Below are 25,922 nucleotides of genomic sequence, written 5' to 3' on the forward strand. Positions count from 1 at the left end.
CGCCCCGACCGGTCGGGGCGCCCACGTTTCCGCGCCCAGGTCCGATTCCCTCCCCTTGGCGGTTTTCCTTCCCCGTTACATAGCGCGCGCAAGTACCATCTCGGCGGTTCCCCCCGCCAGCGCCGCCGCGGTCGTCATCTCACTCTTTCGCGGCCGGCCGCGCGGGCCGCGCCACCATGATCGTGATATCGTCCCGCCGGTGGCCGCCGGCGGCGTAGCGCTCGATCGCGGCGAGTATCGCTTGCGCCGCAGCGGCCGCCGAGTCCGCCGCCGCGAGGGCGGCGCACGCGGTCTCGCGGAAGCGGTCGGCGCCGAACTCCTCGGTGCCCGCGCCGCGCGCCTCCACCGCGCCGTCGGTGTACAAGACCAACGCATCCTCCGGCGTCCAGCGCAGTCGTCCTTGCTCGTAGCGGGCGTCGCTCAGCACGCCCAGCACCAGCCCCCCGCTGGCCAGCGCTTCGGTGGCTCCTGACGCGCGCACCAGCAGCGGCGGATCGTGGCCCGCGTTGACGTAGGTGATGGCTCCGGCCGATGGATCCACTTGGGCATAGAACATGGTCACGAAGCGGTCCGGCTGCAGCTCGTCGAAGACCAACTGGTTGACGCGTTCCACCACCTGTGCGGGCCCGGGCTCGATCATCGCCGCCACCTTGAGGGCGTACTTGACCACGGGCACGCGCAGCACCTCCGCGCCGTGCTTGCCGGCGACGTCGGCCACGCACAACCCGTAGCGCCCGCCGTCGAGGTGCAGCAAGTCATAGTAGTCACCGGCCCCCATGCGCAGCGCGGGGCGGAAGGCGACTCCCACCTCCAGGTCGGGCGGGGAGGCCAGCGCCTGCGGGTTGACCAGGTCATAGAAGTCCTGCATCAAGCGTCGCTGCTGACGATAGGCGGCGAGCACTCGCGCCGTGCGCTCGAAGGTCTGTCGTTCCCGCTTCTGCGCGTCCGCGACATAGCCGCTCAGGAGCGCCACCAATACCAGGAACGGTACTCGCTCTCGCAGCGCATCGCCGACGCTCATGGCGGCGTCGGGGCCGGCCGCGGCCAGCACCGCGACGTAGAGCGCCCCCGAGACGACCGCGGTCGCCAGCGCGCCCGCGGTGCCGAACCACAACGCCGCGATCACCGCCAGCGCGTAGTAGAGCGGGAAGAACGCCAGGCCGGTGGGGCCGCTCAGTCCCACCCACAGGGTGATGAAGACGATGTCGAGACTGAGAATGAAATGACGCTGCCCGGGGAAAGACACCCGCCGCCAGTACATCACCAGCAGCGCTGCGTTGTATACTCCCGCGAGCAGGATGGTGACGTAGAGGGGCGACAGCAGGTCCACCACGCCGCCGCGCCCGGACAGCGTGGCCACCACCATCACCACGAAGGTGGTGCGAAAGATGGCCACCGCCAGCTCCGGGTTGATGGCGCTGCGGGCGGCCTCTACACGGGCCTCGCCTTCGGGCTCGAGGTGCGACTCAGGCAGGATCATGTTCCAGGCTCGGCCAGGCGGTTTCGCCTGGCGCCGGCGCGGTCCTGCCCCGGCGCAGAGACGCACACGCCGTGGGCGCCCAGCGGTCGGCGGCTAGATCTCGAAATCGAGCACCGCCGAGACCCCGACGCCGGACACGCCCTTGGGGGATCCGCTCACGGTCTCGGTGCTTACCGGGATCAGCACGCGCATGCGGAAGCGGTCGTGGTACTTGGTCTCGACCTGGGCGACCGCCTTGACCGTCTCGACCTTGCTCGGCACGCCCACCACCTGCGCCGCGCCGATAAAGCCGCCGCTGCCCACGGAGAGAATCGGCACCACTTTGGTCGCCCCGCGGATCTCGGCCCCGCGCTCGCCCAGCGTCTTATTGAGGAACGAGTCAATGTCCCCCGAGAAGTGCTGGACCACATAGCCGATGCCGAAGATCTTCACCAGACCGCCGATGTCCAGCGCCACCGCCGCTCCCCCCACCAGGGCCACGATCACCAGCCCCGCCAGCACCGTCACCAGGCGGCGGTCCAGCTTTCTGCGCAATGTCGTCATGTCATTGGCTCCTGTCGCCCTAGAACGGGAGGTTGTAGTCAATCAGCGCTTCCACGCTCACCCCTTGCACGCGCTGCGGGCGCACGCTGATGGAGGAGACGGGAACGTAGATGTGGGCGCGCACCGCGTCCTTGAAGTTGGCCTCGATCTGCGCGACCGCCTTGACCTTGCCGATTTCGACCGCCGGGCCCACCACGCGCGCCCCGCCGATGGAGACGCCGGGGGTGCCGATGCTGAAGATGGGGACGATCTTGTCGCCCTGGCGCTCCCAGTTGACCTCGGGCGAGACCGGCGCCGCTGCCTCGACCTCGCCGCCCAGCGCCTGCACCAAGTTGGCGTTCCACGCCCGCGCCAGCATCATCGGCGTGGTGCCGTTGGCCTGCGCGTGGAAGCGGTCCGCGGTCACGATCAGCTTCCCGCCGTCGGTCACCAGCGCGGTCTCATTATTGACCTGGCCTACGCGGAAATCGCCCCACTGCGCACCCGCGGCGAAAGCCTGGTTCAACCGCGCCGCCACCGTCTCGGCGCGCTGGGTCGCGCTATAGCCGCCGGCGGCGCTGCGAATCCGCATCACCACCGCGCCGTTAACCAGCACCTCGCCCTCCTCGCGATCACCCCACGTGCGCGTGCGCGCGGCCGCCTCCATCGCCAGTGCGCTCGCCGCCGCGAACAGCACTATCACCGCCGACCATGCGGCGACCCTTCGCAATCTGCCTTTGCTCATCCCTGCACCTCCGGACGCACCTGATATGGGCGCTCGACCATCGTCCGCTAGTTTACCGCACCGGGTACGGAATGTCCTGCCCGCAGTGGTGGGCCCAGCGCACAAGGCGGAGCTCGCTTACACCGACGTCTCCTGCCACGCCCATTTGACGCGCGGGGGCACAGGATGGTTCGCACGGCCCGCCGCCCCCGCCGGCCCTGGCGCGGGGTGTGTTCGATCTTGGTGGGTGTGGCGGGCGGGGGGCTGACTAACTCCTCTCCCTCTCAGGGAGAGGCGGGGTGAGGGTGAAAACGCCGTGCCTGCCACCCCCACCTCAATCCTCCCCCCTTCGACAGGCTCAGGGCAGGCTCTGGAAGGGGGAGGAGTTTGTTCCCCAGTCCCCACGGTCCGCGGACATACCCCTGGCGGCTTGGCGCGGCTTTCCTTGACGCGCATCAGGGGCGCGCCTATAATGACCCCGACGACGGCTCGGGCGAGGTCGCATGCGCGCGAGCGCGGGAACGGCGGTTGATGGGCGGCTACGGCGTATTCCTGATCGCGGCGCTGATCGTAGTGAGCGGTGTCATCGCCTACGTGGGCGATATCATCGGTCGCCGCATGGGTCGCCGGCGGCTGACGCTGTTCCACTTGCGCCCGCGCCACACCGCGGTCGCGATCTCGGTGTTCGCGGGGATGCTCATCGCCGCCTTCACCCTGACCTCGGCGATGCTGGTGTCGCAGAACGTGCGCGACGCCTTCCTGCACGTGGCGGCGATGCGGCGGGAAAACCTGCAACTGGAGCGCACCGCGCGCGAGCTCGAGGCCCGCGCCGTGCGCGTCCAGCGCCGCCTGGATGACGCACAGGGGCGCCTGCGGGAAGTGTCCGCGGCCCTGCGCTCGCAGACCGGCGAACTCACCAGCACCAAGGGGCAACTGCTCCGCGTGTCCGGCCAGCTGCGACGCAAGGCCGCCCAGTTGGAGGCCCAGAAGCGCGACCTGCAGGCGACCACCGCCCGGCTGCACGAGGTCGCCGGCGAGCTCGCCGGCAGCCGTCGCGACCTGACCTCGACGCGCTCGCTCCTCGCCTCCGCCCGGGAACAGCTCGACCAGACATCAGCGCAGCTGGCGCAGGTCGAGCAGAACCTCGCCGACAAGAGCCACGAGCTGCAGAACGCCACACGGGTGTCGCTCGAGATCGGGCGCAACCTCTTGAGCCTGGAGAGCCAGCGCGACGCGCTGCAGGCGGAGGTCGGCAAGCTGCAGGCGCAGATCCAGGACCTCTCACAGTGGCGCTCCCGCGCGCTGCAGACCTTCGGCGAGATTCGCACCCAGTTCGGCGAGATTCGCAGCCAGCCGGTCATCTTCGGCGCCAACGAAGACATGCTGACGCTGGTGGTCGAGGGGGCGCGGCCGGCGGAGCAGGTGCAGCGTGACCTGCGGCAGATGGTCACCAGCATCAACCAGGTCGCGGACGCCGCCGGCGCGGGCAAGGGCGAAGACAACCGGGCGATCGCCGTTTTCCGCCCGGTGCTGGACGAGGACACGGGGCAGGTAGTTTACTACGGTGAGGAGCAGGTGCTGGCCGCGCTCGCCGCCACCATCAGCGCCACGCCGGGCAGCGTCATCGTGCGCGCCGTGTCGGTAGGTAACGTCGTGCGGGGCGAGACGGTGCTGGTGGATTTCGAGCTCTTCCATAACGCCCTGGTGTTTCGCCGTGACCAGGAGATCGCACGCACGTCAGTGAGCAGTTCGCTCGATGAGGTAAGCCTGTTTCTGGAGCTGTGGGCCTTCCTGCGCGGCCAGGTATCGGCTCGCGCGCGCGCTGCCGGGGTCATGGCGCTGCCCGCCGGCCACCCGGGCGAGCATGTGGAGTCCCTGTTCCCCGAACCCGACGAGGTCGTCGGCAAGATGCGCTACCCCGAGTTGCTGCACGTCATCCGCGAGGTCAAGCGCCACCGCGACCACGTACTGGTGGTGGCCCGCGCCGCCGCCGACACCTGGACTGCCGGGCCGCTCCAGGTCAGGCTCGAGGTCGAAGGCCGGGAGTAACGGCGGGTAAACCACGAAGACACGAAGACAAGAAATGGTAGGACGACCGCCTCGGCTGCCAACCTCGTGACTTGCCAGGCGAGACGCCTGGCCTACCATTTCCTTGTGGCTTGGTGCGGCTAGGCCAGGGGCCGCCGTGGCGGTCAGCTTTGCTGACCTAGCCACCTTGGTGGTTAAGATCTTCCATCTGCCATACCCGGAGCGAGCTTGCGCGTCATCATCTCAGGCTACTACGGCTTTCACAACGCGGGCGACGAGGCGGTGCTGGCAGGCCTCATTGCCGGCCTTGTGGCACAGCCGTTTCCGAATCCCGATTCATCGGGGCCCCCGGTTGCTAGGTCGCAAACGACCGCCACGGCGGGCAACGGCCTAGCCGCTGTGTCCGGTTCCGGCAACCCAATGGACATCACCGTCCTCTCCGGCGCTCCCGCGGCTACGGCGAACCTTCACGGCGTCCGCGCGATCGGGCGCGGTCTCGGCGCGCTCAGGCGCGAGCTGCGTGACGCCGACCTCTTCATCAGCGGCGGCGGCAACCTCTTCCAGGACGCCACCAGCGCGCGGTCATGCCTCTACTACCTCTACGTCATGCGCCAGGCATTGCTCGCTCGCGTGCCGGTGGTGGTGCTGGGGCAGGGCATCGGCCCCTTGCGCCGATGGTGGGTGCGCGCGCTCGTGCGCCGCTGCCTGAACCGCGTGCAGGGTATCGCGCTGCGCGATTCGGAATCCGCGCGCGAGCTGGAGCGCCTGGGGGTCAGCCGCCCGCCCATTCGCGTCGGCGCCGACCTCTCCTTCGCCATGAGCCTGCCCCCCGCGGAAGAGGTCGCCGCGGCCTGGCGCGGCATCGGCGTCGAGGATCCCGGCTCCGTGCTTGCCATCGCACCGCGCACATGGCACATCAGTGGAGCAGGGGAGGGAGTCGTCGCCTCCCTCGCGGCGGCGGTCAAGTGCGCGACCGCGCAATTCGGAGATGTGGCACAGCCGCCCCCGGCTGTGTCGCCGCCGCTCCAGCGGCGGCGAATAGGACAGGCGCGGGCGCCTGTCCCACACCTGGGCGCTCCGCGGCCACAGGTGGTCGTCTTCCCCATGCAACGGCCTCAGGACGATCCAGCCTGCGCGGCCCTGGCCGACGCTGTCGGCGGAATCTTCGCGCAGCCGGAATTGCCCCCCGCGCTGCTGGCGGCCATGATCGGCAGCGCGCGGGTGGTGGTGGGGGTACGCCTGCACGCGCTCATCTTCGCCGCCATGGGTGGGGCGATGCCGGTCGCGATCAGCTATGATCCCAAGGTCGAAGCCTTCATGACCGATTTGGGTTTGAACGTGGCCGCGACCACCGCCGACCTCGCTGGGAGTGACGTAGAAGTCTCGGAGTCACGGTCATCGCACCCCTCTCCCTCTCAGGGCTACTTCGCCCGACGAAGCTGGGCTACGAAGCCCGCGAAGGCGGGAGAGGGTAGGGTGAGGGTACACACACGGGATGCCCACCCTCCCCCGGGCCGCGAGGGCGGGCCGACCTCTCCCTGGCAGGGAGAGGAGTTGCCGGAAGCGCGCCTTGCAGAGGCCATCATCGCTGCCTGGAACGCAGGCGATGAAACCCGCGCCGCCTTGCGCCGGGCTGCCGAGGAACGGCGGCGCGTCGTGGCGGACACGTTCGCATGGGCGGTGGAGATTGCCCGCGGAGCATGGCCGCCTCGGCCGTGATAGCCATGCGGAACACGTCCGCTTTCGCGCCCTATGGGTTGGGCGCAATCGATTGCGCCCCTACGACGGACGCCGCACTGCGCCGCTCTCCCACGGGCGGGGGCGCCCATGCTCCATCTGCTGCGGCGGGGCGGCCCCCTGACCGCCCCGCCGCGTCTGCGCGTCTCACCGCTCCGACTGCGCCCTCAACTGCTCCTTGCTCGGTTGGATGTCCATCTGGCCGATCCGCTTTCCGTCCGCCGTCATGACCAGCCGCAGCAGACTTGCGCTCTTCTCGATGGTTGCGGTTGCCTGCACCGTCTTTGTGCCTTCAGGAAGCCCCAGCTTGGTTGGCGCGGCGGGAAACGGCACATCATACTCGACCAGATCAACAACCTGCACCAACTCCTCCGGCGACCCCTCAGCCTGGGCGTACTGATGCATGGTCAGGAGACGGTTTGTCTCGGCGTCTACCTCGCATACCCATCTCCCAGTCACCTTGCGAGGGGAGGAGCTAATCGTTGCGGTCACCGTGACCACAAGCACCTTGCGTCCTTCACGCGTCTGCGAAGTCACCGACTCCTTGATATCGCAGAACCCCGCAGCGCCCACCAGGGTCTTGATCTCCCCTGGGGTTGGGGTCGCTAACGATGAACGGAGCATTTGGTTCACTTGCGCCACGGCGTCGCCCACCCGGTCGGCGATCGGCGTAAGGTCGGCGACATAGACCGCATTGTCCTTTGCGTCGTAGTTCCACCACTCGCGCGCGTCCGCATCGAGCACGGTCAGCCCGCTCAACTTGCCGTCTGGGGAGACGACTCGGACATACCCCTTGCTACTGCCTGCCCAGATCTCGAATCGCTCTGACATCATCTTCATCCCGCTTGGGGTGTCCTTGGATGGTCCCGAACCGTGTCCTGCGAAGTGCACCGACTTGGCCTCCTCCATCGCCTGGGCGGCGGCGATCAGAATGGATCTCGCATCCTGCTTGGCCCCACGGCGGGGAACGAACACCGCGGCGGTAACCGCGACTGCCAGCAATGCCAAACCTGCCAATGCCATCCGTCTCATTCTCCTCTCCCCCTTCTCTTTGGTAGGGCGGACGCCTCGCCCGCCAACAGGTATGACTCTTTCTTGTGGGGATGGATTGAGGCACTCACCATGTGGCACAGCCGCCTCGGCTGTGTTGGCGCCGCAGAGCGGCGCCTGTCTGACAGGCGAGGGCGCCTGTCCCACATCCGGCAGTGCATTATCCCCACCTCTCAAGGTCACACCTCCACCCATCGCTTCCGGCACCTCCAGGATTTGCGCGAGCAGCTCCGCCGGCGGCTCGAAGCGCCCCACCTCTCCCAGGGCGCGCCGCAGCGCCCGCAGGGACCGCGCCTCGGCCCGGCAGCCGCCGCACCGCGCCAGGTGCAGGCATCGGCGAGGGGACACCCTCCACCCCAGACCACCTTCCCCTTCACGAAGCATCTGTCGCACTCGGCTGCATCTCATCGCAGATCACCTCCTCCGCCAGCAACCCCCGGAGCAGCGCAAACCCTTTCGCGCGGCGCGACTTGACGGTTCCCTTCGGGATTCCCAGCACCGACGCCACCTGCTCGAGCGAGAAGCCCTCCAGGTTGTGCAGGACGATGACCTCGCGGTACGTGTCCGGCAGCCTGCCGAGCGCGCCCCGCACGGCGCGGACGAGCTCCTGTCGCTCGAGCCGGAGCTGTGGATCGAACCTGGGTGGCTCCACCGCCGAGGCCTCCGTGCTCTCATCGAGGGCGATGGTCTCCAGGCTTGGGCGCCGCTGGTGCTGGAGGTACTCGTTGCGAGCGACCCGGTACACCCATGCCCTCAGAGCGCGTTCTCCGCGGAACTCCGGCGGATGCCGCCAGACCTGAACGAACGTCGCCTGGGTCAGGTCTTGCGCGAGGTCGGCATCGCTGCATAGCCAGCACAGGTAGCTGTACACCCCCGCATGGAAGCGCCGCGCCAAACGTTCATACGTCCCCGGGTGGGCCGCCCATGTCATCGCCGCTTTCACCGCCTACTGCCTGTCTGCGCTCCGGCCGGAGTCGCGCCGCCCGGCGGGCTGGCTCGCGGAGCAGCCAAGACTGCTCTGCCTATAGTAATGCAGGTTTGGCCCTGGCGGTTCGCGGATCGTTGGCGGCGGGTGGGCGCAATTGCTCGCGCCGGGCGCCTGAGAGCCTGAGAGGTGATGTGGTGCGGTGTCGAAACGGGCCCGGCGTGGAGCGGTGTGGAAATAATTCGCAAGATTCCTGAAATACAGGGGGCTAGGCTATTGACATTGGTGAGGTAGTGTGGTAAATTGTGGCGCGCAGTGGGAGACGGTGGACCCGAAGTGGTCCAACAGCGGCAACGCGAAGGGGCGAAAGGTGACCTCCGACCTGTGGGGGGAGTTCGAACACCAGCTCGATGACAAGGGCCGAGTCACGGTCCCGGCGACCTGGAGGCCCCAACTGGCGGAACCCTTCTTCCTGTGCCCGGGACTCAACGGCAACTGCCTGTTCATCCTGCCGAAGTGGCGATGGGACGAGATCAGGGACAAGCTGTCGAAGGTGACATACGACAACGAGAAGGGGATGGCATTGCAGCGGCTGTTCGGCTCCGGCTGCGAGGCGAAGCTCGACGGCCAGGGCCGCGTGTTCATTCCGCCCAAGTTGCGGGCGCGGGCGTCCATTGCTAACGAAGCCATCCTGCGGGGCACGTTCGACCGCATCGAGATCTGGAACCCGCAAGCGTACCGCCTGTTCGAGGAGAGCAAGCTCAGCCAGGAGGCGGTGCAAGAGTCGGCTTCCAGCCTACAGTTGTGAGGATTCGGCGGACCGGCGCTGAATCCTGCCGAAAGAAAAAATGAACGAGCAGGTCCACCGCCCGGTGATGGTGGCCGAAGTGCTTGAGCACTTGGCGTTGCAGCCGGGGATGCGGGTGGTGGACTGCACGGTGGGCAGCGGCGGACACGCCCAGGCGATGCTGGAGCGACTGGGGCCCACGGGCGAGCTGATCGGCCTGGACGTGGACGCCGAGGCCATAGAGAGAACCAGCAGGCGATTGGCCCCGAGCGGCGGGGCGCTCCTGGTTCAGGGCAATTTCAGAGACCTCGAAACGATCCTTGACAATTTGGACCGGCCGGTCGCCGACGGCTTCCTGTTCGACCTGGGAGCCTCCGCCGAGCAGCTTACCGCGGTCGCGGGGCGCGGTTTCAGTTTCCGCTCCGACGCGCCCCTGGACATGCGGATGAATCCCGCGCTCGGCAAGCCGGCGGCTGCGCTGGTGGCCGAGCTCCCAGAGCAGGATCTGGCCCGCCTGTTGTGGGAGTTCGGCGAGGAACGGTGGGCAAGGCGCATCGCGCGGGCAATCGTCGCCCAGCGGCGGCGGACGCCGATCCGCACCGCCGCGCAATTCGCAGAACTAGTCGCAGCAGCGATCCCATCCGGCGCGCACAGCCAGCGAACTCACCCGGCCACCCGCAGCATGATGGCCCTGAGAATCGCGGTCAACGACGAGCTCGCGGCACTTCGTCAGGCCCTCCCCCAGGCCCTCCGTCGCACTCGCGGCGGGGGCAGGATCGTGGTGCTGTCGTACCACAGCCTGGAGGACCGGCTGACGAAGAACGCGTTCCGCGATCACTCCAGAGCCTGCCGCTGCCCACCGTTCCTGCCCATCTGCCGCTGCGAGGGGCGGCCGCTGGTGCGCGTGTTGACGCGCAAGCCGGTGACCCCCGGCGCGGCGGAGGTGGAATCCAACCCGCGGTCGCGCAGCGCCAAGCTGCGCGCCGCAGAGAGGATACCGCAGAGCCCTTAGGGTCAATGACACAGGTTAATACGGCCTCAAATGGCAGACTCCCGTTGCCTCCGTCGGGATCTGCCGCGGCGGTGAGCGCATGTCACAGCACAATTTGCAGCAGCGGTTGCACCAGGACCGTCAATTCGCCCCCAGCGAGCGACCCAAGCGCCGACGTCCAATGGCAACAGCGAGACAACCAGTAATCGCAGCCCTTGCGCTCACCGCCTTCTTTATTATCGCCGCCCTCGTTCATGTCAGCTCCTACGCGCGCCTTGCGCAGTTCGAATACCAGCGCCAGGCGCTGGTCGCCGAGACCCGCTGCCTGGAGGCGGCCAACAGCCAGTTACGCTTCGACGTCGAGCGCGCGCGCGCCCAGGAACGGATCGCCGCCGTCGCCCAGCAGTGGGGCATGACGGTGGCGGACCCCGCGGGCGAGGTTGACTACATCATCTTGCCGTCCGCGGCCGGCGCGCCCGTCGCCGGCTCCGGGCACTATCCCCGCTTTCATGCCGTGCTGCGCGACTTCGCCCTCGCCCGGCAGGTGACCAGCGTCGTCACCACCGGCTGGAGCCCGGCGGTGCGGACCGCGGCCGGGACGGCGCAGATGGGGCGACCCCATGACCGGCTCTGACGCTTGCGACCGGCTCTAAATCGAATGGCGGCCCGGAAGCGCGCGATGCGGGGTGGCGCGCTTTCGCTATCACTGGAGCGCGGAACCAATGCGACAGCTTAGCTCCGCCGGCATCTGCCGGCGCATCCGTATATGGGCTTGCGTGTTCGCCCTCGGCTTTGTCCTGCTGGGGGTCTGGCTTTTCTACCTCCAGGTCGTGCGCCATCCCGTGCTCGCCAAGGAGGCGGAGAAGCTGCAGCGGGTGCGCGCCGACTTGCTGGGAGCCCGCGGCACCATCTATGACCGCAACGGCGTCCCCCTCGCCTTCAGCCGCATCACTTACTCCATCTTCGCCGATCCCGGGAGAATCGTCCCTCAACAGCGGCCGGCGGCGAGGCTCGCCGCGATCCTCGGGCGACCGGAGACGGAGATCGCGGCCCTGCTCGCGCGCGGCGGCCGCTTCCAGTGGCTGTGCCGGCGCGCAAACGACGACGTGGTGGTTCGGGTGCGCGAGCTGTGCCAGACGACCAGGGGCGCGGACGGAAAGATGGTTGAGGGCCTGCGGGGCGTCGGGTTCAAGGCGGAGAAGAAGCGCCTCTACCCCTACGGCGCCCTCGCTGGGCAGACGCTCGGGTTCGTGCGCGATGACCACCTGGGCGGCGCGGGGATCGAGCTGGCATACGACGAGGTCCTGTCCGGGCGTGATGGCTACTTGGTGGCGGAGGTGGACGGCTCCAGTCATCGCCGCGTCATCCCCGGACGCCGCCTGCAGCAGGTCAAGCCCGAAAGCGGGCGCGACGTATACCTGACCATAGACGTCCGCATCCAGGAGACAGCGGAGGCGGCCCTGCGCGCGGCGGCGGAGCAATTCGGCGCCGCCGGCGGCAGCGCCGTCGTCGTTGATCCGATGACGGGCGAGGTGCTGGCGCTGGCCAACTACCCGACGATGGACCCCAACCACTACCGCGACTTCCCCCGCGAGCAGTGGCGCAATCACGCGGTCACCTGCGTCTACGAGCCGGGCTCGACCTTCAAGCTGGTTGCCGCGTGCGCGGCCCTCGAGGAAGGCGGCATGACGCCCGAGTCGCCGGTGCTGTGCTGCACCGGCGCCAAGCGCATCGGGCGACGCGTCATCCACTGCGCGCAGCACCACGGCTCCCGCGCTCACGGCGCGCTCAATCTGCACGGCGTGGTCGTGCAGTCGTGCAACATCGGGGCCGCGACCATCGCCGCGGCGGTGGGCAGCCGCAAGTTCTACCACACCTTGCGCGCGCTCGGGTTCACGGAACGCACCGGCGTCGGCCTCCCCGGCGAGGCGACGGGATCGGTGCCGCCGCTCCAGCAGTGGCGCGATATCCGGTTGGCCAACCTCGCCTTCGGCCAGGGCATCAGCGTGACCCCGCTGCAGCTCGTCCGCGCCTACTCCGCCGTCGCCGCGCGCGGCGTACTGCCGCCGCTCCACATCGTCGCCCGCGTCGGCGGCCCCGATGGCGCGTCGGCGGAGCCGCTCCTGCGCGGCCGCCGGGCGCTGTCCGCCCGCACCGCCGAGACCATGGTCGGCATCCTGCGCGATGTGGTTACGGAGGGCACCGGCAAGTCGGCGCAGGTCGCCGGCTTCACCGTCGCCGGCAAGACCGGCACCGCCCAGAAGCCGACGCCCGAGCAGGGGTATGCCTCGGGCCTGCGTGTCGGCTCCTTCGTCGGGTTCGCCCCCGCCGAGGACCCGCGCATGGCGATCTTGGTCGTGATTGACGAGCCGCAAGGCAGCGGCTACGGCAGCGTAGTGGCGGCGCCGGCCTTCGCCGACATCGCCCGCCGTGGGCTTGCCTACCTGGGAATGCCGCCGCGCATGCTGGCGCAGGCGATGCCGCCCGTGCAGTAGCGGTGCGGGGGCGATCGCTTTCTCTGGTGCGCGGCGCGTCCGGGGGACGCGCGTTCTGCTATAATCACAATGGTGCTGGGCCTGCTGGGCGCGGCAGGAAACGCTCGCTGATGAGAAGCCTGTTCGAACTACTCGCCGACGTCAACTACCTGCGACTCACGGGCGCGCCGGAGGTGCGGATAACCGGCGTTGCCTATGACTCGCGCGCGGTCGAAGCGGGCAACCTGTTTGCCTGTCTGCCGGGCCGGCAGACCGATGGCCACCTCTACATCAGCGACGCGTTGGCGCGCGGGGCGGTGGCGGTGTTAGTGGAGCCCGGACGCGTCGCCGACGGCCAAGACTTCGGCGCGGCCGCGGTGGTGTCGGTGGATGACACGCGCAGCGCCCTCGCCGCGGTCGCGGACGCGTTCTACGACTACCCGTCGCGCCAGCTCTCGCTGGTAGGCATCACCGGCACCAACGGCAAGACTACCACCAGCTACCTGACGGCGGCGATCCTGCGTCACGCGGGATTCACCACCGGCGTCATGGGCACGCTGGGCCACCGCATCGGGGACGAGCTGGTGCCGGCCCATCACACCACGCCCGAGGCCCCCGACTTGCAGCGCCTGCTGCGGCGGATGGTCGAGGCGGGCGTCACGCATGGCGCGCTGGAGGTGTCCTCTCACGCGCTGGCGCTGCGCCGCGCCGACCACTGCGCCTTCTCCTTCGCGGTCTTCACCAACCTCACCCGCGATCACATGGATTTCCATACCGATGCCACCGACTACTTCGAGGCCAAGGCGCGGCTCTTCTGCGATCCGCTGCTGTTCCCGCGCCACCGCCTGCGCATCAACGTCATCAACGCCGACGACCCCGCCGGCCGCGCCCTCACCGCGCGCGCGGTCGGCCTCACCGTCACCTACGGCATCGAGGGACGCGGCGACGTCATGGCGCGCGACGTCGCGCTGAGCGCTGCCGGCACCTCCTTTCGCGTCCAGACGCCGCAGGGAGTGCTGCCGGTGAACCTGCAGCTGGTGGGGACGTTCAACGTCTACAATGCGCTGGCCGCACTGGCGGTCGCGTTGGGGGTCGGGGTCGAGCTCGAGCCGGCGGTCGCGGCGCTGGAATCGGTGGCGCCGATTCGGGGCCGCTTCGAGCGCGTCGAGGCGGGACAGGATTTCGCGGTCGTAATTGACTACTCCCACACCCCCGACGGGCTGGAGAAGGCCCTGCGCGACGCCCGCCGGCTGGTGCCGGGGCGGCTGCTCGTGGTCTTCGGCGCGGGCGGCGACCGCGACCCCGGCAAGCGCCCATTGATGGGGGAAATCGCCGCGCGCCTGGCCGACCTGGCGTTCATCACCTCCGACAACCCGCGCAGCGAGCCGCCCGAGCGCATCATCCGCGATATCGTCGCCGGCGTCCCGCGGGCGAGCCGGCGCCGCTGCCACACCGAGCCCGACCGGCGCGAGGCGATCCGTCTCGCCCTCGACGAAGCGCGCGCCGGCGACCTCGTCCTGGTCGCGGGCAAGGGCCACGAGACCTACCAGATCTTCGCCGACCGCAGCCTCCATTTCGATGACCGCGAGGTGGTGACCGAGATCGTCGCCGGGCGCAACCGCCAAGCCGGCGGTCGACAGGTGTAGGACATGGCGCAGTTCACCGCAGCTCAGATTGTCGCCGCGACCGGCGGCCGCCTGGCGTCCGGGTCGGGCGACGCGAGGTGCTCCGGCGTGGCCACCGATTCGCGCGCCGTCGGCGCCGGCCAGTGCTTCTTCGCCCTGCGCGGCGAGCGCTTCGACGGCCATGATTTCGTGGCGCCGGCGCTGCGCGCCGGCGCCGCCGGCGCCGTCGTTTCACGCGTGCCCGAGGGCCTGCCGCTGATCGGCGACGAGGCGTTCGTGGTGGTCGTCGCCGACACCCTGAGAGCGCTCGGCGATCTTGCGCGCCTCCATCGCGCGCGCTTCGAGGTGCCCGTGATCGGGATCACCGGCAGCACCGGCAAGACCACGACCAAGGATATGACCGCCGCCATCCTCGCGCGTCGCGGGCCGGTTGCCGCCACCCCTGAGAACTACAACAACGAGATCGGCGTTCCCCTGGCCCTGCTGTCGCTGGCGCCCGGGCACCACGCCGCAGTGATCGAGATGGCAATGCGGGCCCCGGGCGAAATCGCCTACCTCGCGTCGCTGGCGCAGCCGCAAATCGGGGTGGTGACCAACGTCGGCCTCAGCCATCTCGAGCGCCTGGGCTCGGCCGACGCCATCGCCGACGCCAAGGGCGAACTGGTGGAGGCGCTGGGCCGCGGCACCGCCGTGCTGAACGCGGATGACCCTTATTTGGAGCGGCTGGCGCGGCGCGCGCAGGGGCAGGTCGTCACCTTCGGCCAGGGCGCTGCGGCGCAGTTTCGCGCGACGGCGATAGCCGCCTCGGAGCAAGGCGTCGGCTTCCGTCTGGTCGCGCCTGCGGGTGAGGTGCAGGTGCGCCTGGGCCTCCCCGGGCGCTACCTGGTGCTCAACGCGCTAGCGGCGGCCGCGGCGGCGGCGCAGGCCGGGGCCGGGCTGGAGCAGGTTGCGGCCGGGCTGGCCTCGTTCAGCGCCTCCCGGCGCCGGGCGGAAATCATCGAGACCGCCGCCGGTTTTCGCGTCGTTGACGACTGCTACAACGCCAGCCCCGCCTCCATGGAGGCCGCCCTGGAGCTGCTTGGTGATCTCCGCGGCGAGCGCAAGATCGCGATCTTGGGAGATATGCTGGAGCTGGGAACGACCGCGCCCGAGCTGCACCGAGCGCTCGGTGCGCAGGCGGGGCTGATGGGCCTCGATCTCGTCATCGCCGTCGGCGAGCTCGGGCGGTGGATCGCGGACGGGGCGGGCGCGGCGATGGGGCCGGAAGGGGTGCGCTGGGCGTCCAGCAATGAGCAGGCGGCGCAGTGGGCGCTCGACGTCTTGGGCCGCGGCGACCTGGTGCTGGTCAAGGCGTCGCGGGCAATGGCCTTTGAACAGATCGTGGGGAGGCTGACCGGTGCATGACCCGCTGGCATTGGCTGCGGCCTTCGCGGTGGCGGTCGCCCTCGGGCGCCCGGCAATCCGCCTGCTGCGCCGCTGGGGGTGCGGCCAGCACGTGCGCGACGACGGCCCGCAGTCGCACCATACCAAGCAGGGCACGCCGACCATGGGCGGCGTCATCATCATCATCGCGCTCGTCGCCGGCACGGTGGTGAGTGCCACCGTCATGCGCGACGTTCTGCTGCCCGGCGGTACCAGCGCGGTGGCGATCGTGGTGGGGCTGGCGGTGGGGTTCGGTCTGATCGGTCTCGCGGACGATCGCGCGATCATCAAACACCAGCGCTCGCTCGGCTTGCGGGCGCGCGAGAAGCTGGTGCTGCAGTTCGCGCTCGCTGCGGGCTTCCTCTATCTGATATCGCAGCTGGGTTTCGCCAACCTGGTGGTGAGGATGCCCTTCTCGCAGCGACCACTGGCGCTCGGGGGGTGGTACTACCCACTGGCGGCGGTGTTCATCGTCGGGACCTCGAACAGCGTCAACCTGACCGATGGGCTCGACGGTCTGGCGGCCGGGCTGGCGGCGATGGCCGGGATTGCCATCGCCGCGCTGGCAACCGTCAACGGGTATCCGGCGGTGAGCGCCATGTGCTACGCCCTGGCCGGCGCGTGCGTGGGTTTCCTGTGGTACAACGCCCATCCCGCGCGCATCTTCATGGGCGACACCGGCGCCCTCGCCCTCGGCGCGGCGCTGGCGGGGGCGGCGATCATGTGCAAGGTCGAGCCGTGGCTGCTCGTCATCGGCGTCATCTTCTACCTCGAGGCGCTGTCGGTGGTGATCCAGGTGGTCCACTTTCGCCTCACCGGGCGGCGCATTCTGCGCATGAGCCCGCTCCACCATCACCTCGAGCTCGGGGGATGGCCGGAGCCGCTGATCGTGTCGCGCATGTGGATCCTCGCCGGCCTCATCGGCTGGGGGGCGGTGCTGGCCGAGCGCTTGCTGCCGCTGTGAGGTTGCGAACTTGAGATGTCGGAACCCGGATTCGAGCGCGCGCCCATGACCGGCGCCTTCAACTCCGCAGCGCCGCGGGGGCGCATCAGCGCCAAGCGCGCCTACGTCATCGGCCTCGGCGAGTACGGCTCCGGGCGCGCGGCGGCGACCGCGCTTGCCGGCATGGGCGTGGCGGTCACCGCCGCCGACGTCAAGCCGGCCGACGAGCTGGCGGCGCAGCTGTGCGCCTTGCCCCCGGAAGTGGCGGTGGAAGTGGGGGAGAATGCCTACCGCACCCTGCTGGACAGCGACCTGGTGGTGATCAGCCCCGGGGTGCCGCCGGATTTGCCGGTGCTGGAGGCGGCGCGCGGCCGCGGCCTCGAGGTCATCGGCGAACTGGAGCTCGCGTACCGGGTGAGCGCGGGCAAGTTCGTCGCCGTCAGCGGCACCAAGGGCAAGACCACCACCACCGTCTTGATCGCGCGGCTGCTGGCAGACGCGGGCCTGTCGGTGCGCGTCGGCGGCAACATCGGGGCGCCCATCATCGAGCCCGCGCTCACCGCCGGCCCCGACGACCTGCTGGTGACCGAGGTCAGCAGCTTCCAGCTCCAGACCACGCGCGACTTCCGGCCGCACGTGGCGGTGCTGCTCAACTTCTCGCCCGACCACCTCGATCATCACCGGCACCTGGCCGAGTACTGGGGCGCCAAGCGACGCCTCTTTGACCGCCAAGGCGCGGAGGACTGGGCGGTGCTCAATTTCGACGACCCTGCGGTGCGCGCGCTGGCCGATCGCGTCAAGTCGCAGGTGGTGCCCTTCAGCCGCACCGAGCCGCTGGGCCGCGGGGTCTACGTGGACGGCGAACGTATCGTCGCCGCCCCGCCGGTTGCCTCCGCGTGGCGCGCGGTCGCGCCGGTTTCCTCGCTGCGGCTGCGCGGCCGCCACAACCTCGAGAACGCGTTGGCCGCGCTGGCTGCGGCCGGCGCCGCCGGCGCCGACCTGGAGCAGGCCGCCGACACCTTGTCATCGTTCGAGGGCGTGCCCAACCGCCTGGAGCAGGTGGCCACCGTCGCCGGCGTCACCTTCATCAACGACTCGCAGGCCACCAATCCGGCGGCGGTCGAGGGGGCGCTGGAGGCGATCGCGGAGCCGGTGACGCTGATCGCGGGGGGGCGGGCGAAAGTGCCGGATTTCGGCGGCCTGGGGCAAGCGATCGCCGCCGGCGCGCGGGCGCTGGTGGTGATCGGGGAGGCGGGACCGGCGATCGCCGCCGCCGCCCGCGCGGCCGGGCTGGACGAAGTGCACTCGGCGGGCTCGCTGCCGGAGGCGGTACGGATGGCGTTCGCCCGGGCGCGGCCGGGCGAGGTCGTGCTGCTGTCGCCGGCGTGCGCCAGCTTCGACATGTTTCACAGCATGGCCCACCGGGGCGAGGTCTTCCGCGGCGCCGTCGCCGCGCTCGCCGCGGAGGCGCCGACGCGCGAGGAGAAGCGATGACCGACACCGGCAGCGCCCGGTCGTGGGGGCAGGAGCGCCCGGGCCTCGATGTCTACATGGTGGCGTTGACCGCGGCGCTGGTGGGCTTCGGCATCGTCGCTGTCTTCAGCGCCACCTTCGCGCGGGCCGCGCTGTCCGCAGGCGACAGTCTCTACAAGGTGAAGCCGCAGGTGGCGGCGGCGGTAGCAGGCGCGTTGGCGATGTTCGTCGTCGCGCGCCTCAACCTCGAGCGCATTCGCCAGCTCGCCTACGGGGCGGCGGCGCTGGCGGGGTTGGCGCTGGTGGCGGTGCTGGTGCTGGGGGTCGAGATCAACGGCGCACGCCGCTGGTTTGAGATCGGACCCTGTCATATCCAGCCGTCGGAGTTCGCCAAGCTCGCAGTCATCGTCGCGGCCGCGCGGTTCGCGATGGAGAACCCGCGACGGATACGCAGCCTCAAAGGGCTGGCGCTGCCGATGGCAGTAGTGGCGGCGGGGGCGGCGCTGGTGCTGGCCGAGCACGATCTGGGCACCGCCGTGGTCGTGACCGCGCTCGCGTTCCTCATGTGGCACTTCGCCGGCGCCAAGCTGCGCCACCTCGCGGTTTACGCCGTGGTGGGGCTGGCCTGTGTGACGGTCGCCATCGTCGCCGAGCCTTACCGGCTGGCGCGCATCAAGGCATGGTGTGACCCGGGCAAGACCGCGCTCACCAGCGGCTATCAGCAGCACCATTCCGTGATCGCGCTCGGCGCCGGCGGGGTCCTCGGCCGCGGTCTCGGCGAAGGCCGTGAGAAATACTCCTACCTGCCGGCGGCTGAGACCGACTGCATCTTCGCCGTCATCGGCGAGGAAATGGGCCTGCTCGGCACCTGGGTGCTGCTGGCGCTCTTCGGCCTGCTGCTATGGCGCGGCCTGGCGGCGTCCCTGCGCGTTGCGGACCCGTTCTGTGCGCTGCTGGGCGCGGGCATGACTTCGCTGATCGCCCTCCAGGTCCTGATCAACGTTGCCGTCGTCACCGGCCTGATGCCGGCCAAGGGCGCCCCCTTGCCCTTCGTCAGCTACGGCGGCTCGTCCCTGGTGTCCGCCATGACCGCGGTCGGGGTGCTGCTGAATATCTCGCGCCAGCCGGGGCGCGACCTGCGCCCACGGGGCGCGGCCGCCGGCGGCGCGTCGTCCTCGCGCGCGGAGCGCTTCCCATTCGCATGAGCCATCGCGCATCACAACCCCATACCCATCTGATGGGCGTCGGCGGCATCGGCATGAGCGCGCTGGCGCAAGTCCTCCTCGCCCGCGGGGAGCGCTTGTCCGGATGTGACCTGCATGCCTCTGCGCTCACCGCGAAGCTCGAGCGCCTGGGGTTGGCCTTCAGCGAGGGCCACCACCCCGAGCACCTGGCGGGCGCCGACCGCCTCATCATCTCGGACGCCATCGGGCGCGACCACCCCGAGTTGGCGCACGCCCGCGCCGCGGGCCTGCCGGTGCTGCGCCGCTCCCAGGTCGTGGGCGAACTGATGCGCTGCCATCGCGGCCTCGCCGTCGCCGGCACCCATGGCAAGACCACCACCACCGCCATGATCGGCCTCATCCTCGCGGAGGCCGGTCGCGACCCGACGGTGCTCATCGGCGGCGAGCTGCCGCAATTCGGCGGCAATGCGCGCGTCGGCGGCGGCGAGCTGCTGGTGGCCGAAGCTTGCGAGGCCTACGAGTCCTTCCTCGACCTCGAGCCGGAGATCGCGGTCATCACCAATATCGAGGCCGAGCACCTCGACCACCATCACAGCGAGCGGGCGGTGCTCGACAGCTTCGCTCGCTTCCTGGCGCGCGTGCGCGCGGGCGGGAGCGTGATTGTGTGCGCGGACGACGCCAACGCCGCCGCGGTCGTCAGCCGCGCAAAGGTGGCGGCGGCAGGCCTCGATGTGGTAACCTATGGGCTGGGTGGCGGCGGCGATTTCCGCGCCGAGGAGGTCCGCGACGAAGGCATGGGCATGGGCTTCACCCTCGCTCACCCGGCGGGGCGCACCGCGGTGCGCCTGGCCGTGCCCGGCGCGCACAACGTGGCGGACGCGCTCGGGGCGATCGCGGCTTGCACCGTGGTCGCGGTGAGCGCGGAGCAGGCGGCGGCGACGCTCGCCTCCTTCGGCGGGGTCGAGCGGCGCTTCCAGGCCGTCACCACCGCGGGGGTGACAGTGGTGAACGACTACGCCCACCACCCGACCGAGATTCGCGCCGTCGTCGCCGCCGCCCGAGCGCGGTGCGGCGGCAAGCTGGTGATCGTCTTTCAGCCGCATCTCTACACCCGGACGCGCGATTTCCTGGCGGACTTCGCGGACGCCCTGTCCGCGGCAGAGACGATAGTCGTGACCGATATCTACGCCGCGCGCGAGCAGCCGCTGCCCGGCGTCAGCGGCGAGACGATGGTGGAGGCGGTGCGTGCGCGCGGGCAAGAGGATGCGTTTTTCTGGCCGCAGAAGGACCAGGTGGCAGAGGGCCTGGTGGGAGGTCTAGAAACGGGAGACTGGGTGCTGGTGCTGGGCGCAGGCGACATCGGATCAGTGGCTCGTGATCTCGCGGCGCGGCTGCGCCGCCGCGGCGCGGCTCCGTCGGGGCCGGGAGGGACAGCGTGTCGGGCCTGAACACGGCGGCCGCACAACCCGCCGCATCGGTGCTTGCCGCCGCGGGGTGCGACATCCGCGAGTTGCAGACGGCGGTGGGCGGTTGCGTGCTCCTTGATGAGCCCATGAGCCGCCACACCACTTTCCGCATCGGCGGCCGCGCCGATATCTTCGTCCAGCCCCGGGACGAAGCCGACCTGCGCATGGCGGTCGCGTGGCTGCGGGCCGCGGGCGTGCCCCTGCGGGTCATCGGCAACGGCAGCAACCTGCTGGTCGCCGACGCGGGCCTGCGCGAGGCGGTGATCAAGCTCGGCCCTGCGTTCTCCGGCATCAGCTTCAACGGCGAGGGGGTGGTGGTCGGCGCCGGGGCGCGGCTGGCCGCGGTCGTCAGCCGCTGCTGCGCGGCCGGCTGGAGCGGCCTCGAGAGCACCGTGGGCATACCCGGCACCGTCGGCGGCGCCATCGTCACCAACGCCGGCACCGACACCGGCGCCATCGGCGACCTGGTGCAGGAGGCGGTACTGATGGACCCGGCGGGCGATATCTACACCGTCAGGTGCGCGGAGCTGAACTACGGCTATCGCTGCAGCAGCCTGACGCTGTCGCGGCACATCGTCCTGCGCGCGCGGCTGCGGTTGGATCGCGCGGACGCGGTCGAGGTGCGCGCCAAGATGCAGCGGCTCCGCCTCAAGCGCGCCAGCCGCCAGCCGCTGGGCTGCCGTTCCGCGGGGAGCGTGTTCAAGAACTATCCGCACATCGCGGCCGGCAAGCTGGTGGATCGCGCGGGGGGCAAGGGCCTGCGCGTGGGCGACGCCGAGGTCTCCAGCAAGCACGCCAACTTCATCGTCAATCGCGGGCACGCCACCGCCGTCGACGTGCGCGGGCTGATGTCGCAGGTGCAGCAGCGGGTGCTGCGCGTCCACGGCGTGTGGCTCGAACCGGAGATCGAGTTGGTGGGCGAATGGTAGGCTGCCGATCATGAGCAAGCTGCGGGTTGCGGTGCTGATGGGCGGACGCTCGAGCGAGCGCGAGGTGTCGCTGCGCAGCGGCGCGATGGTGGCGCGTCACCTCGACCGCGGCAAGTACGACGTGCTGCCCTTCGACACCGGCGCCCTGACCCGGCTCCAGGGCGGTGCGGGGGCGCCGCCAGGCGCCAACGCCGAGCCAGACCTGACGGCGCTGGCGCCCCTGGCGCCCCGGGCCCTTGACCGCGCTTCCTGCGCGCCCGCGGTTGACGTCGCCTTTGTCGCGCTCCACGGCCGCGGCGGCGAGGACGGCGCCCTCCAGGGGCTGCTCGAGCTGCTGGGCATCCCCTACACCGGCTCCGGGGTTCTCGCCAGCGCGCTGGCCATGGACAAACCCGCCGCCAAGCGCGTCTTCCGGGCGGAGGGCATCCCCACCGCCCCCTGGCGCGGCTACCGGATGGATAATTGCGCCGACGCGCGCTCCATCGCCGCCGATATCGCGTCGTCGCTGCGCCTGCCGGTAGTGGTGAAGCCGGCGTGCGAGGGCTCCACCATCGGCGTCACCGTCGCGCGCAAGCGCGAGGACCTGCCGGCCGCCCTGGAGTGCGCCGCCGGTTACGGCCCGCGGGTGCTGGCCGAGGAGTTCGTGCCCGGCGTCGAAATCGCCGCCGCCATCCTGGGTAATCGCCGCCCCCAGGTGCTGCCGCTGGTGGAGATCGTGCCCGCGAGCGGGTTCTACGATTACGCGGCGAAGTATACCCCCGGCGCCACCGACGAAATCGTTCCCGCCCGCATCGGTGACGAGGCCGCGCGGCAGGCGCAGGAGGCGGCGCTGGCGGCGTTTACGGCGCTCGGCTGTCGCGGTATGGCGCGCGTGGATATGATCGCCGGCCCGCGGGGGCCGGTCGTGCTGGAGGTCAACACCATCCCGGGGCTGACCGAGACCAGCCTGGTGCCGCGGGCGGCGGAAGCCGCGGGCATGACTTTCGCGCGCCTGCTGGAGCGGATGATCGAGCTGGCGCTGGAGGAAGCTTGAGCCGTGCACGAGCAGCGCTACAATGATATCGGCGGGCGCGGTCGGCGCAGCCGACGGCGCGACCGCACCCTGATGGTGCTGCGCCTGGTAGCGGCGGGGCTGTCGCTGGTGCTGGCGGTCGAGTTGCTGTGGGCGCTCTACCGGTCGCCGCGGCTGCAGGTGCGCCAGGTGCGGGTCGTCGGCGTCCGCATGCTCGACCCGGCCGCGGTGATAGCGTCCGCGGCGATCCCCCCGGGCGCCACCCTGGCCGGCGTCTCGACGCGCAAGCTGCGTCGCGCGATCGCGGCCATTCCCGCCGTCGAAAGGGCCACCGTTGCCCGTGACTGGCCCGCGACGCTGGTCATTGTCGTGCGCGAGCGCACACCTGCGGTGTTCGTTCGCTGCCGCCAGGGTATCGTATTCGTGGACCGGCGGGGCATCGCCTTCACCGGTACGCGCTGCGACACGGCGGGCTTGCCGGAGCTGAAAGGGGTCGGTGTCGCTCCCGGGGAGATCGGCCGGGCGCTGAAGGGTCGGGCGGTCGCGCAGGCGCTGGTCGCGCTGTCAGCGGCGCAGGAGGCGGAGCTGCCCGTGAGCGAGGTCGTCCTGCGCGGGCGCGACGACCTGGCGCTGCGCCTGGCGGATGGAACCGCGCTGCACCTGGGGCGCCCGCAGCAGTTGCGGCTCAAGGTGAGCCAGGCGAAGGTGGCGCTGATCGAGCTGCGGCCGCGGCAGCGCGTCGAGTACATAGACGTAAGCTGCCCTGACGCGGCCGTCTGGAAGCCGCGTCTCGAATCATAACAGCGGAGCGGAAACGCATCCATGGACGTTCGACACATGCGCATCAAGGCGTGGAGCTGGGTGGGACCGGTGACGATGGTGTGCTTCGTCGTCGGCGCGCTGCTGGCGCTGCAATTCACCACCCAGCGCAAGACCGGCGCCGCGTCGCGCTACGGGCGCGCCGACGTCCTGGCGCAGATGCTGGCGGGCTACAAGGCCCAGGTGGACAGCCAGGACGCCGAGATCAATGACCTGCGCGCCAAGCTCAACGAGTACCGCGAGGCCTCCACCAAGAACCAGGGAGTCCTGGCCCTGCTCAACAAACAGTTGACGCAGGACCAGATGGCGCTGGGGCTGACCGAGGTCATGGGCCCGGGCATGGTGATGACGCTCGATGACAGCACCCGGGCGACGCAGGCGGGCGAGGACAAAGAGCCCTACCTGGTGCACGATTACGACTTGTGGCCGGTCGTCAACGAGCTGCGCTCCGCCGGCGCGGAGGCGATCGCCATCAACGACCAGCGCGTCGTCGCCACCACCGCCATCCGCTGCGCGGGGTCCGTGTTCAACATCAACAACGTCCCCGTCGCGTCTCCCTTCGTCATCAAGGCTATCGGCGACCCCGGGGCCCTCAGTGGCGCCCTCAACATCCCCGGCGGGGTCGTCGAGCAGTTCCGGGCGTCGGACTTCCCGGTCAAGGTGGAGACGCGCAAGGACATCACGATCAAAGCGGTGCCGGTTGCCCCCAGCTTCCGCTTCGCCCAGCCCGTCCCACCGGAGAAATAGGCCATGATCATGCTACCGCTGTTCGCCTTGCTGCTCGGGTTCCTCATCGTCTATATCCTCAATATCTCGCTGCCGGTCGGCTATGCCGACTACATCTCGCTGATCATCCTCGCCAGCCTCGACGCCATCGCCGGCGGGGTGCGCGCGCGCCTGGAGGGAACTTTCGATGACGGCATCTTCATCAGCGGCGTCATCTTCAACTCGATGGCTGCGGTCGGCCTCGCCTACATCGGCGACCGCATGGGCATGAGCCTTTACCTCGCCCCGGTGGTGGCTTTGGGCATACGAATCTACTACAACGTCGGGCGCGTACGCCGGCTCCTCATGGGGCACGCGGGCGCCGCTGGCGCCTCGCCCCGGGACTCCGACTTCGAGCGCCTGGGCTGCTAGCGGGTATGTGTCCGGTGGCTCGCGAACGCACGATCATCTGCCTCGACCCGGGCACCACCAAGACCTGCGCGCTGGTGGTGCGCATCGCCGGTCGCACTCCCCACGTCATCGGCGCCGCTCGCGCCACCTCGGTCGGCATCCGCCGGGGCACGATTACGGACCTGCGCTCGGCGGCGGCCTCCATCGCCCAGGCCGCCCAGGAGGCCTGCCGCGCGGCGGGAACGCGCGACGACCGTACCTGGACCGCGGTCAGCGGCGAGCACCTGGAGGGGCTCGCCGCCCGCGCCGAGGCCGCTCCGGCCGGCCCCGAGGTGCGGCAGCGCGACCTCGATCAATGCCTACGCCGGGCCGCCGAGGGTGCGCACCTGCCCCCGGGCCGGGAGGTGCTCCACGCCCTCCCCGGCGAGTTCGCGGTGGACGGGCAGCCCGGCATCGCCAGCCCGCTGGGGATGGCGGCTCAGCGCCTATCGGTGGACGCCTTCCTGGTTACCGCCTCCAGCAGCGCCCTCGACAACCTTGAGCGCGGCGTCGAATCCGCCGGCCTGTGCGCGGACCAGCAAGTGCTGTCAAGCCTGGCCGCGGCTTGGGCCACCACCGATGTGGCCGAACGCGCGGCGGGCGTCCTGGTCGTGGACATCGGCGGAGGCACCACTGATTTCATCGCCTTCCGCGACGGCCGGGCGGCGCTGGTAGGCTGTCTCGGAGTCGCGGGCACCCACGTCACTCGCGACATCGCCGTCGGCCTGCGCGTCACCATGGGCGAGGCCGAGCGGCTCAAGCGCGAGCATGCCGCCGCGCTCGCCCGGCTGGTGCCGGCCTGCGAGATCCGTCTCGCCTGCGGCGACCGTGCGGGGCGCTGGTTCCTGGCGGAGATCGTCGAGGCGCGCATGCGCGAGATCCTGGAGCTGGTGCGCTCGCGCGTCAGGCAGGCGGCGTTGGCGCCGACGCTGGCGGTGCTGACCGGCGGCGAGACGCGCCTGGCGGGGTCGGCGACGTTGGCGGAAGAAGTGCTCGAATGTCCGGTGCGCGTGGGAGCCGCGGCGGCACCGCGCGACGCCCGCGTCGCCCGTGACCCGGCGTGGGCGGTGGCGCTCGGCCTCGCTCGTTACGCGGCCGAGCAACGGCCTTCGTCCGCGCCCCGGGGCGGCCCCATCGCGCGCGCCCAGCGTTGGGTGCGCGAATCGTTCAAGTAGG

23 protein-coding genes are annotated in these 25,922 nt (G+C 70.2%); 18 read left to right on the forward strand and 5 right to left on the reverse strand.

Annotated elements, in window-relative coordinates:
* Positions 1-139 precede the first annotated feature (139 nt).
* The 3 genes from VM221_02540 to VM221_02550 all read right to left on the reverse strand — a co-directional run bounded on the left by VM221_02540 (position 140) and on the right by VM221_02550 (position 2,747).
* On the reverse strand, positions 140-1,480 hold the full coding sequence (locus VM221_02540) for a PP2C family protein-serine/threonine phosphatase (GenBank protein ID HUT73698.1): 1,341 nt from the start codon (positions 1,478-1,480) through the stop codon (positions 140-142).
* A gap of 93 nt (positions 1,481-1,573) precedes the next feature.
* On the reverse strand, positions 1,574-2,023 hold the full coding sequence (locus tag VM221_02545; protein ID HUT73699.1) for a hypothetical protein: 450 nt from the start codon (positions 2,021-2,023) through the stop codon (positions 1,574-1,576).
* A 19-nt stretch (positions 2,024-2,042) separates the two neighbouring features.
* Complete coding sequence (locus VM221_02550; protein ID HUT73700.1) at positions 2,043-2,747, reverse strand: hypothetical protein; 705 nt, start codon at positions 2,745-2,747, stop codon at positions 2,043-2,045.
* A gap of 510 nt (positions 2,748-3,257) precedes the next feature.
* Between VM221_02550 and VM221_02555 the strand changes: the two genes are divergently transcribed.
* Together VM221_02555 and VM221_02560 are read left to right on the forward strand one after the other, a co-directional pair.
* A complete protein-coding gene (locus VM221_02555; protein HUT73701.1) occupies positions 3,258-4,775 on the forward strand; it encodes a DUF3084 domain-containing protein in 1,518 nt (505 codons plus the stop codon).
* Positions 4,776-4,982: 207 nt separating this feature from the next.
* Positions 4,983-6,473 carry a polysaccharide pyruvyl transferase family protein gene (locus VM221_02560; GenBank protein ID HUT73702.1) on the forward strand — a complete coding sequence of 497 codons (1,491 nt, stop codon included), beginning with the start codon at positions 4,983-4,985 and terminating at the stop codon, positions 6,471-6,473.
* A 165-nt stretch (positions 6,474-6,638) separates the two neighbouring features.
* Here VM221_02560 and VM221_02565 read toward each other — a convergent pair whose 3' ends face one another.
* Positions 6,639-7,523 carry a hypothetical protein gene (locus VM221_02565; protein HUT73703.1) on the reverse strand — a complete coding sequence of 295 codons (885 nt, stop codon included), beginning with the start codon at positions 7,521-7,523 and terminating at the stop codon, positions 6,639-6,641.
* 391 nt (positions 7,524-7,914) lie between these two features.
* On the reverse strand, positions 7,915-8,484 hold the full coding sequence (locus VM221_02570; protein ID HUT73704.1) for an RNA polymerase sigma factor: 570 nt from the start codon (positions 8,482-8,484) through the stop codon (positions 7,915-7,917).
* 277 nt (positions 8,485-8,761) lie between these two features.
* On the opposite strand from VM221_02570, the gene VM221_02575 reads away from it, so the two are divergent.
* The 16 genes from VM221_02575 to ftsA all read left to right on the forward strand — a co-directional run bounded on the left by VM221_02575 (position 8,762) and on the right by ftsA (position 25,921).
* Positions 8,762-9,274, forward strand: coding sequence for a hypothetical protein (locus VM221_02575; GenBank protein ID HUT73705.1), 513 nt, complete (start codon positions 8,762-8,764; stop codon positions 9,272-9,274).
* 40 nt (positions 9,275-9,314) lie between these two features.
* Positions 9,315-10,265 carry a 16S rRNA (cytosine(1402)-N(4))-methyltransferase RsmH gene (gene rsmH / locus VM221_02580; GenBank protein ID HUT73706.1) on the forward strand — a complete coding sequence of 317 codons (951 nt, stop codon included), beginning with the start codon at positions 9,315-9,317 and terminating at the stop codon, positions 10,263-10,265.
* Between the two features lie 160 nt (positions 10,266-10,425).
* The gene (locus tag VM221_02585; GenBank protein ID HUT73707.1) at positions 10,426-10,878 is read left to right on the forward strand and encodes a hypothetical protein; all 453 of its coding nucleotides are present in this window, start codon (positions 10,426-10,428) and stop codon (positions 10,876-10,878) included.
* Positions 10,879-10,966: 88 nt separating this feature from the next.
* Entirely contained in the window at positions 10,967-12,739 is a 1,773-nt protein-coding gene (locus tag VM221_02590; GenBank protein ID HUT73708.1) for a penicillin-binding protein 2, read from the forward strand.
* Between the two features lie 110 nt (positions 12,740-12,849).
* Positions 12,850-14,364, forward strand: coding sequence for a UDP-N-acetylmuramoyl-L-alanyl-D-glutamate--2,6-diaminopimelate ligase (locus VM221_02595; protein HUT73709.1), 1,515 nt, complete (start codon positions 12,850-12,852; stop codon positions 14,362-14,364).
* A gap of 3 nt (positions 14,365-14,367) precedes the next feature.
* Complete coding sequence (murF, locus tag VM221_02600) at positions 14,368-15,747, forward strand: UDP-N-acetylmuramoyl-tripeptide--D-alanyl-D-alanine ligase (GenBank protein ID HUT73710.1); 1,380 nt, start codon at positions 14,368-14,370, stop codon at positions 15,745-15,747.
* Positions 15,740-16,729: a phospho-N-acetylmuramoyl-pentapeptide-transferase gene (gene mraY, locus VM221_02605; GenBank protein ID HUT73711.1), complete on the forward strand. Its 990-nt coding sequence runs from the start codon at positions 15,740-15,742 to the stop codon at positions 16,727-16,729. The genes murF and mraY overlap by 8 nt, the downstream gene beginning before the upstream one ends.
* Before the next feature lie 15 nt (positions 16,730-16,744).
* A complete protein-coding gene (gene murD / locus VM221_02610; GenBank protein HUT73712.1) occupies positions 16,745-18,202 on the forward strand; it encodes a UDP-N-acetylmuramoyl-L-alanine--D-glutamate ligase in 1,458 nt (485 codons plus the stop codon).
* A complete protein-coding gene (ftsW, locus tag VM221_02615; protein HUT73713.1) occupies positions 18,199-19,386 on the forward strand; it encodes a putative lipid II flippase FtsW in 1,188 nt (395 codons plus the stop codon). The genes murD and ftsW overlap by 4 nt, the downstream gene beginning before the upstream one ends.
* Positions 19,383-20,813: a UDP-N-acetylmuramate--L-alanine ligase gene (gene murC, locus VM221_02620; protein ID HUT73714.1), complete on the forward strand. Its 1,431-nt coding sequence runs from the start codon at positions 19,383-19,385 to the stop codon at positions 20,811-20,813. Before ftsW ends, murC begins: the two co-directional genes overlap by 4 nt.
* Complete coding sequence (gene murB / locus VM221_02625) at positions 20,801-21,760, forward strand: UDP-N-acetylmuramate dehydrogenase (GenBank protein HUT73715.1); 960 nt, start codon at positions 20,801-20,803, stop codon at positions 21,758-21,760. Before murC ends, murB begins: the two co-directional genes overlap by 13 nt.
* 10 nt (positions 21,761-21,770) lie before the next feature.
* A complete protein-coding gene (locus VM221_02630) occupies positions 21,771-22,793 on the forward strand; it encodes a D-alanine--D-alanine ligase (protein HUT73716.1) in 1,023 nt (340 codons plus the stop codon).
* A gap of 3 nt (positions 22,794-22,796) precedes the next feature.
* Positions 22,797-23,573, forward strand: a complete 777-nt coding sequence (locus tag VM221_02635; GenBank protein ID HUT73717.1) for an FtsQ-type POTRA domain-containing protein — start codon at positions 22,797-22,799, stop codon at positions 23,571-23,573.
* Between the two features lie 21 nt (positions 23,574-23,594).
* Positions 23,595-24,338, forward strand: a complete 744-nt coding sequence (locus VM221_02640; protein ID HUT73718.1) for a DUF881 domain-containing protein — start codon at positions 23,595-23,597, stop codon at positions 24,336-24,338.
* Positions 24,339-24,341: 3 nt separating this feature from the next.
* Positions 24,342-24,728: a small basic family protein gene (locus tag VM221_02645; GenBank protein ID HUT73719.1), complete on the forward strand. Its 387-nt coding sequence runs from the start codon at positions 24,342-24,344 to the stop codon at positions 24,726-24,728.
* 14 nt (positions 24,729-24,742) lie between these two features.
* Positions 24,743-25,921 (forward strand): cell division protein FtsA, encoded by a 1,179-nt coding sequence (gene ftsA / locus VM221_02650; GenBank protein HUT73720.1) that lies wholly within the window; start codon positions 24,743-24,745, stop codon positions 25,919-25,921.
* Position 25,922: the final 1 nt, after the last annotated feature.

This window comes from Armatimonadota bacterium (assembly GCA_035527535.1).
Lineage (GTDB): Bacteria > Armatimonadota > Hebobacteria.